This is a genomic window from Hypnocyclicus thermotrophus (genome assembly GCF_004365575.1).
GTDB classification, from domain to species: Bacteria; Fusobacteriota; Fusobacteriia; order Fusobacteriales; family Fusobacteriaceae; genus Hypnocyclicus; species Hypnocyclicus thermotrophus.
The window spans coordinates 16713-29487 of sequence record NZ_SOBG01000002.1 but is presented as its reverse complement, the minus strand read 5'-3'; the positions used below and the strand labels follow the sequence as shown (position 1 = coordinate 29487).

General features: G+C 24.8%; 7 protein-coding genes. 6 read left to right on the top strand and 1 reads right to left on the bottom strand.

Annotated elements, in window-relative coordinates; all coding sequences use genetic code 11:
- The first annotated feature begins 5 nt into the window (after window positions 1-5).
- From EV215_RS02170 to EV215_RS02145, 6 genes are all read left to right on the top strand, one after another.
- Entirely contained in the window at window positions 6-2627 is a 2622-nt protein-coding gene (locus EV215_RS02170; RefSeq protein ID WP_134112354.1) for an efflux RND transporter permease subunit, read from the top strand.
- Between the two features lie 85 nt (window positions 2628-2712).
- Entirely contained in the window at window positions 2713-3510 is a 798-nt protein-coding gene (locus EV215_RS02165; protein WP_134112353.1) for an outer membrane lipoprotein-sorting protein, read from the top strand.
- Between the two features lie 46 nt (window positions 3511-3556).
- Entirely contained in the window at window positions 3557-4939 is a 1383-nt protein-coding gene (locus EV215_RS02160) for a hypothetical protein (RefSeq protein ID WP_134112352.1), read from the top strand.
- 146 nt (window positions 4940-5085) lie between these two features.
- Window positions 5086-5793 (top strand): SDR family NAD(P)-dependent oxidoreductase, encoded by a 708-nt coding sequence (locus EV215_RS02155; protein ID WP_134112351.1) that lies wholly within the window; start codon window positions 5086-5088, stop codon window positions 5791-5793.
- Window positions 5794-5895: 102 nt separating this feature from the next.
- Window positions 5896-10164 (top strand): PolC-type DNA polymerase III, encoded by a 4269-nt coding sequence (locus tag EV215_RS02150; RefSeq protein WP_134112350.1) that lies wholly within the window; start codon window positions 5896-5898, stop codon window positions 10162-10164.
- Window positions 10165-10235: 71 nt separating this feature from the next.
- Window positions 10236-12395 carry a diguanylate cyclase gene (locus EV215_RS02145; protein WP_134112349.1) on the top strand — a complete coding sequence of 720 codons (2160 nt, stop codon included), beginning with the start codon at window positions 10236-10238 and terminating at the stop codon, window positions 12393-12395.
- Window positions 12396-12428: 33 nt separating this feature from the next.
- Here the strand turns inward: EV215_RS02145 and EV215_RS02140 are convergent, their stop codons facing one another.
- A complete protein-coding gene (locus EV215_RS02140; RefSeq protein WP_134112348.1) occupies window positions 12429-12635 on the bottom strand; it encodes a cold-shock protein in 207 nt (68 codons plus the stop codon).
- Between the last annotated feature and the right edge of the window lie 140 nt (window positions 12636-12775).

Below are 12775 nucleotides of genomic sequence, written 5' to 3'. Positions count from 1 at the left end.
TACAAATGAACACATTTTTTAAAAAACCATGGCTAATTATAATATTTATAGTTGCTATGACAGGATTTTTTTCTTGGCAATTACCTAAAATAAAAATTAATAATGAAGTTGAAATTTTCTTGCCAGAAAATCATATCTCAAGAATAACCAAAAATAGATTGGAAGATATATTTGGTAGTACTGATGCTATGGCAATCGGTATTAAAAGTAAAACAAGTTCTATTATTACAATTAAAAATCTTGAATTAATTAACAAATTAATCAAAGATCTTGAAAAAATTAATAATGTTGAAGATGTAACAGGGCTTACTAATACTGATTTTATTGAAGGTACTGCTGAAGGAATGAAAGTAGGAGAAATTGCTAAAGAAATTCCTAAAACAGAAACTGAGTTAAATATGGTAAAAGAAAAATTATTAAGTTGGAAAATTTATAAAGGAAATTTATATTCTGATGATTTAAAATCTACTCAAATTTTAATAAAATTAAAAAAGGGATTATCAATAGAAGAAAAAGAAAAAATTTATTATGATATTAAAGATGTATTAAATAAATACAATAATCCAACTATGGATTATTATGTAGCGGGTACTCCTGTTATTACTGTATTACTTGGTGAATATATGAGACAAGACATGAGTAGACTTATTCCATTTGTTGTCCTTGTTGTAGTATTATCATTATATTTATCATTTAAAAATCTTAGTGGCGTTTTATTACCACTTATTACTGTACTTGTAAGTACTATATGGACTATTGGACTTATGGCAATGTTAAATATTAATTTAACTATGGTGTCAACTGTTATTCCAGTACTTTTAGTGGCTGTAGGTAGTGCTTATGGAATACATATTATAAGTCACTATTATGATGATTTAAAAAAAGAAAAATCTCAATTATCAGAAGCTAAACATAGAGAGCTTGTAGTTGAAACTGTACATAAAGTTGGTAAACCTGTATTCTTAGCAGGGGTTACTACTATTGCTGGATTTGCTTCATTAGCTACAAGTAGTATTGTTCCCATAAAACATTTTGGTATATTTACAGCTGTTGGAGTATTAGTCGCTCTTATTGTTGCGGTATTACTTATTCCTGCTCTTTTATTAGTAAGACATAATAGTTTAAAAATTTCTGATGATGATGATGTTGATGATGGATTAATTACAAAAATTTTAATTGGTTTTTATCATTATTTTGGTAGAAAAATAATAAGAGTTTTATCTCTTTCATTAATAATAATTGTTATTTCTATAATTGGAATGTCAAAAATAATAGTTGACGGTCCATTAATTGAAATGTTTAAACCTAGTTCTGAAATAAGAGTTTCTGATAAATATCTAAGTTCTACTTTTAATGGAACTACAGTATTGGACATCTTAATCGAAGGTAAAAATAAAGGTGATTTAACAAATCCTGAAATTTTAAAAGAAATGGATAATTTAAAAAAATTTTTAAAATATAATTATTCTAAAGTAGGGGAAGTTACTTCATTCGCTGACTTCTTAAAAAGAATGAACCAAGTTATGAATTATCCTCAAGAAGATGAAGAAATAATTTCTGATTCAACTTCTGATTCAGATTTAGATGTTGGATTTGTAGATGATGGTTTTAGTAATGACTCATTTACTGAGGATAATAGTTTTGGTGATGATTCATTTACTGATAATTCTCAATCAGAAAAAACTACTACTACTATAGAAAATAAAACACCAAAGATAAAAACTGCAAATGATGTTATTAAAGTTATAAATAACGCTATTTTACACTCTGATAAACTTAATCTAACTGCCGAGGAACTAGTGGAAGTAATTAATAAAGAATTAAATTATAAAGGTGCTTCATATAATGAAATCCCTTATAATCCTAAAAAATATATGGCAGCAAATAGAGATGAACTTAAAAACCTTATTTCTCAATATTTACTTCTTTATTCAGGGAGTTTAGATGACTACATTAATGATCAACTAGAACCTTCAAAAGCAAGAATGATTATACAGTTAAAAACAGGAAGTAATATTTATACTAAAAAAGTAGAAAAAGCAATAAAAGATTATGCTGCAGCTAATTTCCCTAAAGGTTATACAATAAATGTTGCTGGACATGCTGATATGTCATCTGCTGTAAATGATTTAATTGTATCGAGCCAAATTATGAGTATAATTTCTTCTTTAATAATAGTATTTATAATTGTTGCGTTCTCATATAAATCAATAATTGCTGGTATTTATGGAATAATCCCTCTTACTCTATCACTTCTTATTAATTTTGGATTAATGGGATATTTTGGTATAAAACTTGACTTAGGTACTGCTATGGTAGCGTCTATAGCAATTGGTATAGGTGTTGATTATACTATTCACTTCTTATCTACATATAATTATGAAAGAAAAAGAAGTGATGATCTAGAAATCGTAACAAAAAATACCTTGATTACTTCTGGTAAAGCAATTATCTTTAATGCTATTTCAGTTGCGGGTGGATTTGCAGTATTATTATTCTCAAACTTTGTACCTCTTGTTAATTTAGGGTTATTAATAAGTCTTACTATGATTACTTCATCTGCAGCATCAATGACTGTGTTACCTGCATTACTTAATTTATTTAAGCCTAAGTTTATAAGTAAATAATTAAAATTTCATAGAGAGAAAATATTCTCTCTATGAAACTAAATATAATAAATAAAAATAAAATATTATAAAGGAGGAAATTTTTATGAAAAAAATTTTAGTTGGTTTATTAATTGTAGTTATGTCTTTATCAGCATTCTCTATGACAGGGAAAGAAATTATGCAAGCTGTAAAAGATAGAGATACTGGTAAAACTTTACATGCCTTAATGGGAATGGATTTAATAGACAAAGACGGTACTGTAAATCCTAGAACAATTGAAGTATGGGGTGAAACTTATGATGAAGCTAATGACTTATCGAGAAGTATAATGGTTTTTAAAGCTCCTGCATCTGTTAAAAACACTAGATTTTTACAAGTAGAAAACAAAGATAGAGATGATGACAAATGGATCTATTTACCTGCATTAAAAAGAGTAAGAAGAATATCATCTTCTGAAGGAAGTAGTTCTTTTATGGGTTCTGATTTTACTTATGATGACATGGAAACTAGAGATGTTGAAGAAGATAATCATAAATTACTAAGAGAAGAAAAATTAGGAAATTATGATTGTTATGTAATCGAATCAAAAGCAAAAAATTCTGAAGATTCTCAATATGATAAAGTAATTTCTTGGGTTAGTAAAGAACATTTTATAGTTGTAAAAGCTGAACTTTATAGTAAAAAAACAAAAAAAATAGAAAAAATATTAACTGTAAAACAAGATTTAGCACAAGTTAATGGAATATGGACAATTTTTGAAACTATTATGGAAAATGTAGAAACTGGACATAAAACTAAATTATATATAAAAAGAAGTAAATCTGGTTCTCCTTATATTGAATACAATAAAGCAATTAATCCTGCTAGATTTACACAAAAATATTTAAAAACTGGAAGATAAAAAATTACTGTAAATAAATATTAAAAAATTAATAGGAGGAAATTTAATGAAAAAAAAATTCTTATTACTTAGTTTAATATCTCTTTTATCAATAAATTCTTTTGCATTTGATGATGGTTTTGATACTACTGACTCTGGATTTGATAGTGCTTTTTCTGATTCAGCTGATTTTTCAGACAATGCCTTTGTAACTGAAGATGCAAATAAATTAGATTTTGAATTTAATGGAGAATTAAACTTAATAAATAGAATAATTACTCAAGGAATTAAAAATATTAAAGATAATGAATTAAATATAGATGATTATCAAAAATTTAAAACAGAATTGAAAGTAAGTAAAGCTAATTCTGAATTGAAAGCTAATTTCTTATATGATAGTAGAGACGAAATGGTAAAAATTGATGAAGCAACATTTAGACTTTACTATGATAATTATGATGTTTTAGTCGGAAAAACTAAATTAGTTTGGGGAAAAGGCGATAAAGTACATGTAATAGACAATTTTAATGCTGAAGATATGAGCGATATAATAAACCCTGATTATTTAGATAGAAAAATACCAGAAAATTTAGTACAAGTAAATTATTATATTGGAAACGGAAATCTTGAATTCGTATATGCACCAAAGACTACTACAACTAAATTAGCTGATAATGATTTGTGGAAAACTTCAACTCAATTAAACTTAGAAACAAGTTTAGAAACAATTGCTACTAAAAATTTAGAATTATATTCTGCTATATCTAATTTAAAAAATAAAATCTATGGTGATAATATCGCTGAAAATGGTCAAGTTGGTATAAGATATACAAATAGTAAAAATGGATATGATTATGGCATTTCTTATTACCATGGAGTCGAGAAAACTGCTTCATTTTATATGAATGGTAGTGAATTAGAAACTTCAACTCTTTCATCATTGAGTAATCTTCCTGATTCTGCAATATTATCTACTATAAAAAATATAGATATTAAGTACAAAAAATATGATGTTATTGGAACAGAACTTTCTACTGTATTATTTGGAATAAATTCAAGAGCTGAATTAGCTTACTATAATATAGAAGATAGTAATAACCAAGTAAAATCTATTATTGGTGGAGACAAAGATTTAGCATTGCATAACATCAATGTTAATGTGCAAGTTAAAACTGAGTATACTCAAAATTTAGATAATGATAATTTTGCTAATACTCTTATTGCAAAAATATCTGATAAATTTAAAAACGAAAGAGTTTTACCTGAAATACAAGTTGTATATAATATAGAAGATAAAGATTATATGTTAAATAACCAAATAGAATTTAAAGTAAAAGATGATACTAGCTTTAAAGTAATGTATAAAATCTTTGAAGGTGATTCAGGAACTACATTTGGTGATTTTGACACTAATGATTACTTAGCAGCAAATTTTATATATAAATTTTAATTAATTATTTAATTAAATACATCATCTCAAAAAATCTCTTCCTAAAATTTAGGAAGAGATTTCTCCTTTTTATAATAATTTTTATTTATTTTTTCTCTAAAATATATTATAATTAAGTATTATAATATATTTTATGGAGGATTTAAATGAAGTACAATATTATTACTGGCGGAAGTTCTGGTTTAGGTTTTGAAATAGCAAAACTTATTGTTGAAAAAGATGAGAATATAATATTAATAGGAAGAAATATCAAAAAATTAGAAAAATGTAAATCAGAGTTAAAAGAATACCAAAAAGAATCTAAAATAATTACTTATCCATTGGATATTTCTGATGAAAAAGGAGTATATTATTTTATTGATTTTCTTGATAAAAATCAATATAACGTACAACGTCTTTTTAATGTTGCTGGAAAAGGTTTTTACAACAATTTTAATAATATAACAAAAGAAAAAATGATTGATATATTTAATTCTAATTTATTTGGATTAATTTTGATTACTAAATCAATTTGCGACTATATGCTTAGACATAAGATAAAAAATCAAAGAATTATTTCTATTCTTTCAACTGCTGCATTAAAAGGAAAGAAAAATGAATCTCTTTATAATAGTGCAAAATTTGGTGCTAAAGGCTTTTTAGAAGCTCTTCGAGATGAAATAAAAGAAGAAAATATTGAATTAATAAATATTTATCCTGGAGGAATGAAAACACCTTTTTGGAAAGACTCAAATGCTAACTATAATTTTGACACTTTTATGGACCCTTTGGATGTTGCTAATGAAATTATTAATGTATCTTTTAATCAAAAAATTTTTATATCAGATATAACTATTAATAGACCTAAAAGATAAAGAAAAAATTCTTTATCTTTTTTTATTATTTATAATTTAAAATTTTTACTCAAAAATGATATAATAAAAGGTAAAAAAAATATTAAAGGAGTAGTTTAATTTATGGATAAAAATTTTATAACAATTGTTCCAAATAAAAATCCTTTTAAAGATTTTGGAGTAGTTAATGTCGATATCAAAGAACTTATTGTAGCTAAAAAACAAAAAGCCATAAAATTTATTTGTTTCATAGATGATATTCAAAATTTAAAAGAACTTGACATCATAGAGCAAAAATTTATTGAAAAATTTGGTGAAGAAATACGATTTAAATTTCAAATAGAATATTCTAAAGAGAATTTGAGTAACGAAGAGAAAAAATTAATAGTTGATAGAGTTATAAAAGATATAAAAAGAATAAAAGTCGTAGCAAAATCTTTTTTAGCTTTTTATAATGTTATTATTAATAACGATAATATAATTATTGAATTAAAGAATGACATTTCTTTAACTTATCTTATGCAAAATAAAATAGACTTAAAAATTCAAGAAGGATTAACAGAATTCGGAATAAATTCTGAAGTGAAATTTTCAATAGGAAATTTTGAAAAAGAAAAAAAACAAATAGAAGAAGAAATTATAAAAAAAGAAGAAACATATCATAATAATTTTGAAAAAACTCAAAAAGAAAATATTAAAGTTCCTAAAACTACTACAAGTAAAAATAAAGATCTTATTTATGGTAGAGAAATAAAAGATAAAACTATATCTTTTCAAGAATTAGAATATATTCATCAAAATGATACTTGTACTTTAGAAGGGGAAGTTTTTTCTTATACTGAAAAAGCTCTACGTACTGAAAAAACTTTAGTAACCTTTGCTATTACTGACTATACTGATTCTATAATTGTAAAAACTTTTTTAAAGAAAAATGAAAAAATAAATTTAAAAAAAGGTATGTGGGTAAAAATAAAAGGTAAAAAAAGTATAGATTCTTATAACAACAATGAAGAATATATTATGGTAAATAGTATTATGGAAATTGCTCCAAAAATAAAAGGAAGAATTGATAGTTATCCGGAAAAAAGAATTGAACTTCACGCTCATACAAAAATGAGTGAAATGGATGCTGTTGTTGAAGTAAGTGATTTAGTTTCTCAAGCTGCTAAATGGGGGCATAAAGCAATTGCTATTACCGATCATGGTGTAGTTCATGCTTTCCCAGCTGCATATAAAACTGCTAAAAAATATAATGATTTTAAAGTAATTTTTGGTTGTGAAGTATATCTAGTTGATGATGAACTCCATATGGTAAAAAATCCAAGAGATGTAGCTATTGAAGAAGAAACATATGTAGTTTTTGATATTGAAACTACTGGATTTGATCCTTATAATGATAAAATTATCGAAATTGGTGCTGTTAAACTAAAAGGTAATAAAATTATTGATAAATACAGTACTTTTATTAGTCCAGAAAGAAAAATACCTGATGAAATAATAAAATTAACAAATATTACAGATGAAATGGTTAAAGATGCACCTACTATCGAAAAAGAACTTCCTAATTTTTTAAAATTTATAGAAGATACTACATTAGTTGCTCATAATGCATCATTTGATGTAGGTTTTATAACTCAAAAATCTAAATTAATTAATATAGAGCTTTCTCCCTCTGTTATAGACACATTACAATGGAGTAGAAATATAAGAAAAGATAAATCGCGTCATGGTCTAAAATCAATATGTAAAGATTATGGAATCAATTTAGACAATCATCATAGGGCTATTGATGATGCTGAAGCAACTGCTGAAGTATTTAAAAAATTTATAAATATTGTTCTTAAAGAAGGTGCTTATAAATTAAATGAAGTTGATAGCATATTTAAAAATGATATAAAAAATGCTTCTACATATCATGCTATTATTCTTGTTAAAAATAAAGTTGGCCTTAAAAATTTATATGAACTTGTCTCTGAAGCTCATATAAATTATTTTCATAGAAAACCTAGAGTTCCAAAATCTCTTCTTAGAAAATTAAGAGAAGGCTTAATTGTCGGTTCTGCTTGTGAGTCTGGAGAAGTTATCCAAGCTTATGTTAGAGGTAAAGCAAAAGAAGAGATAGAAAAATTAGCTGAATTTTATGATTATTTAGAAATACAGCCCCGTTCAAATAATATGTTTATGATAGAAAATGGAAGTATGAAAAATGTCGATGAACTTTTAGAAATGAATAAATATATATATAAGCTCGGGAAAAAACAAAATAAACTTGTTGTTGCAACAGGTGATGTGCATTATATGAATGAAGAAGATAATATATATAGAAAAATTTTATTATACGGAAAAGGATTTAAAGATTTTGATACTGACAATAAACTTTATTTTAGAACTACAGATGATATGATAAAAGAATTTAGTTATTTAGGTAATGAGGTTGCACAAGAAGTAGTTATTACTAATCCTAACCTTATTGCTGATGAAATAGAAGAAGTAAAACCTGTACCTGATGGTTTTTATCCTCCAAAACTTGATAATGCTGAAGAAACTGTTAGAAAAATGACATATGAAAAAGCATATGAGATTTATGGAAATCCATTACCTGAAAGAATAGAAAAAAGACTTGAAAGAGAATTAAATGCAATTATTGGAAATGGATTTTCTGTTTTATATTTATCGGCTCAAAAATTAGTAAAAGAGTCCCTTGATAATGGGTATTTGGTTGGTTCTCGTGGTTCTGTAGGTTCATCACTTGTAGCTTTTATGATGGGAATAACAGAGGTTAATGCTCTTTATCCACATTATATTTGTCCAAGTTGTAAAAATTCGGAATTTATGAATCAAGAAGGTAGTGGAGTTGACCTCCCAGATAAGATCTGTCCAAAATGTGGTACTCAATATAAAAAAGATGGACATTCAATTCCATTTGAAGTATTTATGGGATTTAATGGTGATAAAGTCCCAGATATAGATTTAAACTTTTCTGGAGAATATCAATCAGAAATACATAGATTTACCGAAAGATTATTTGGTAAAGAAAACGTTTTTAAAGCTGGAACTATATCAACTTTAGCTGAAAGAAATGCTTATGGTTATGTAAAAAAATATTGTGAAGAAAACAATATAAATCTTCGTTCTGCAGAAATGACTAGACTAGCAAAAGGATGTGAAAATGTTAAAAAAACAACAGGTCAACATCCTGGCGGAATGATCGTTGTTCCTAAAGGACATAGCATTTACGAATTTTGTCCTGTACAAAAACCAGCTAACGATCAAAAATCTGATTCTATTACTACTCATTATGATTACCATGTAATGGATGAACAGCTTGTAAAATTAGATATTTTAGGTCATGATGATCCTACTACTATAAAATTATTACAAGATTATACTAATGTTGATATATATGAAGTTCCTTTAGCTGATAAAGAAACATTGAAACTTTTTTCTTCAACTGAATCACTTGGAGTTACACAAGAAGATATCGGCTCAAAAGTAGGAACTTTTGGTATTCCTGAATTTGGAACTCAATTTGTTAGACAAATGCTTTTAGATACTATGCCTACTACATTTGCTGAACTTGTTAGAATTTCTGGACTTTCTCATGGAACAGATGTATGGCTTAATAATGCTCAAGAATTTGTTCGGGCTGGAAAATGTACATTAAGTGAAGTTATTTCTGTTCGTGATGATATAATGAATTATCTTATTGATAATGGTATTGAAAAAGGTACCGCTTTTAAAATAATGGAATTTGTTAGAAAAGGTAGGCCTTCAAAAGAACATGAACAATGGGAAGAATATTCTAAATTAATGAAAGAACATGGAGTTAAAGATTGGTATATAGAATCTTGTAGGAGAATAAAATATATGTTTCCTAAAGGCCATGCTGTAGCTTATGTTATGATGGCTATGCGAATAGCTTATTTTAAAGTACATTATCCGCTTGCTTTCTATGCTGCTTATTTAAGTAGAAAAGCAGAAGATTTTAACTCTGATATTATGTTAAAGGATATAGATTTTATAAAAAAGTATAGATTAGAATTAGCGTCAAATGGAAAACTTGATGTAAAGGGAAAAGCAGAACTTTCTCTTTGCGAAATAATTATTGAAATGAATGCTCGAGGATTTAGTTTTTTAGATATTGATATTTATGAATCTGATGGTTTTAAATTTACAATAGAAAATGGAAAAATAAGAGTACCCTTAATAGGCTTAAATGGTCTAGGGACTTCTGTTGTAGAAAATATCATTAATGAAAGAAAGATAGGAAAATTTATATCTTATGAAGACTTAAAAAGACGTACTAAAGCTTCGCAAACTGTTGTAGATAAATTAAAAGAAGTTAATGCTATTGAAGGTTTAAACGATACTAATCAAATATCTTTATTTTAATTCTATATAGACATTTTTAAAAATTAGGGGTATAATTTTATTGTTAATATAAATACAAAGGGGATAGGGCATTGGAAGAAAAAATAATTTTAAAAGAAAAAATAAAAGAATATTTAAAATTTTCAAATAATAATGCTACTGATATTTTTAATATCAAATCTATTGTTGATATTAAAAATAATACTCAAGAATTTTTATTTCAGCAAAGTACATATTTAAAATTAATTAATAGTTCTTTTTTAACTTATACAGAAAAAGTGGATGAGTATTTAAATCTTCTCCTTGAAATGGTTTCTTTATATAAAAAAGTAAACTTAAAGGATGAATTAATTGGATTATACTTTGAAATAGGCAATATTTTTTATGATATTAGAGATTATGTAAAAGCTAGTGAATATTTTTTTAAAGCTTATAATTATAGAAGTGACATTGAAGATAAAAGTTTTTTATATATTTTATATAATAATATAGCAATTTTAGAATACCATATTGGAGAATATGAAAAAGCATATTACTATATGCTTTTATCTCTTGAAGAAATTTTAAAACATAGTAAAGAATACTCTATCCAAAATGATAATAAAATTATTCCCTTTTTAAATATTAGTCAAATTTTATTAAAATTAAATGAATATAATAAAGCTTTAAAATATTTAAAAATTGCAGAAGTTTTTATTAAATTTTATAATTTAACAGAATTTGAAAATACTTTATTTTATTTACTAAATAAAACTTATTTAAAATTAAATAAAAAAATAAAAAAACATTCGCTTCACTTAATGAAAACAAATAATAAAAAATCCATTAGCATTATTCATTTTAGAGAAGATACTATTAATTTAATTAAAAATTGTATTTTAACAGAACAATACTCAAATTTAGTAAGCTATTTTTCAAAAGTTACATATATTTCTTATAGAAATAATCTTATATTATCTGATATCTATAAGCTCGCCTCAATGTATTATTCTAAAATTAAAAATTATAAAAAAGCTTATCTTTATTCTAGAAAAGAGATAATTAATCAAAAAAAAGAAAATAAGAAGTACAATAAAAACATCTCTAATAATATAGAAAAAAAAATAAATTTTAACTATAAATTTGAAGATGAAGAAGTTGAAAACGATTATTTAAATAATTCTAATTATATTAATACTTTATCAATAATTAATAATATTGGAATAGAAATTACCTCTATAATGGATTTTGATTTGCTTTTAGAAAAAATATATTTAAATTTATCTAAAATTATACCTATTGATATTTTTGGAATTGGCATTATAAATAATAAAGATTCTACAATAAATTATGCTATTTTTAAAGAACATAACGAAGAAATTAAATATGATCCAAAAAAATTGAACGACTCTTCAAGTCTTGGAGCATACTGTATTAGAAATAAAAAAGAAATAATAATTAATAATTGGAAAAAGGAATATTATAAATATAATATTCCTTTAAATAAAAATTTTATTTCAAAAATTGTACCTAGTTCAATACTGTTTTTTCCATTAATAATAAGAGAAAAAATTCTAGGTGTTCTTACTTTACAAAGTTATAATTCTAATGTATACAACAATGAACATATTGAAATTTGTAGAATTTTAACTAATTATATAGCTATCGCATTAAAAAATTCTATTCAATCAAATGATTTGAAAAAAGAAGTAATAAAAAGAAAAAAAGCAGAAGAAGAATTAAAAAATTTAAATAATAAATTGAGAGATTTATCTCAAAAAGATGATTTAACTAAACTTTATAATAAAAGAATTTTCAATAAAAAATTTAATTCTTTTTGGAATAAAGCTGCAATGAATAAAGAAAGTATAACATTAATTATTATAGACATTGATAAATTTAAAGAATTCAATGATAATTATGGTCATTTAATGGGAGATTTTTGTATTGTTAAAGTCGCTGAAACTATTAAAAGAGCTTTTAATTTTGATGCTGATGTATTAGCTCGATATGGTGGGGATGAATTTACTATTATTTTATACAACACAAATAAAGAAATTGTCACAAAAAAAGTAAATCTCTTTTTTAGAGAATTATCATTACTTCAAATAAAACATGAATTTTCTACAGTAAGTAACATTGTTACTGCTACATTAGGTGCTGCTTCAATTATTCCAAAAGAATTTAATCAAGAAAGAAAGTTATTTATACTTGCTGATAAGGCATTATATGAAGCTAAGAAAAAAGGAAGAAATAGAATAATATATAAATAAAAAGAGCAGAAATTTTCTGCTCTTTTTGTTAAATTAATCTTCTTTAGTTGTTACATTTGAAGCTTGAGGTCCTTTTTGTCCTTCAGTTAATTCAAAAGTAACCTTTTCTCCTTCTTCTAAAGTTTTAAATCCTTTTTTGTTGATTTGAGAAAAATGTACAAAAATATCTTTCCCTTCTTCTGATGTGATAAATCCAAAACCTTTTTCTGCATTAAACCATTTTACTGTTCCGTGTAACATATAACAATACCTCCAAAAAATATAAATCTGACCCTAAAATCGCTATATACTTAAAAAAAATTATTATAAATATATAACAATTCATTTTTTGTGAATATATATTCAATCATGGGATCAATTAATTATACTACTTAAAAAAG

Coding starts and splice junctions, on each gene's coding strand:
- EV215_RS02140 (WP_134112348.1), bottom strand. CDS start 12,635: ATGTTACACGGAACAGTAAAATGGTTTAATGCAGAAAAAGGTTTTGGA.
- EV215_RS02165 (WP_134112353.1), top strand. CDS start 2,713: ATGAAAAAAATTTTAGTTGGTTTATTAATTGTAGTTATGTCTTTATCA.
- EV215_RS02150 (WP_134112350.1), top strand. CDS start 5,896: ATGGATAAAAATTTTATAACAATTGTTCCAAATAAAAATCCTTTTAAA.
- EV215_RS02170 (WP_134112354.1), top strand. CDS start 6: ATGAACACATTTTTTAAAAAACCATGGCTAATTATAATATTTATAGTT.
- EV215_RS02155 (WP_134112351.1), top strand. CDS start 5,086: ATGAAGTACAATATTATTACTGGCGGAAGTTCTGGTTTAGGTTTTGAA.
- EV215_RS02160 (WP_134112352.1), top strand. CDS start 3,557: ATGAAAAAAAAATTCTTATTACTTAGTTTAATATCTCTTTTATCAATA.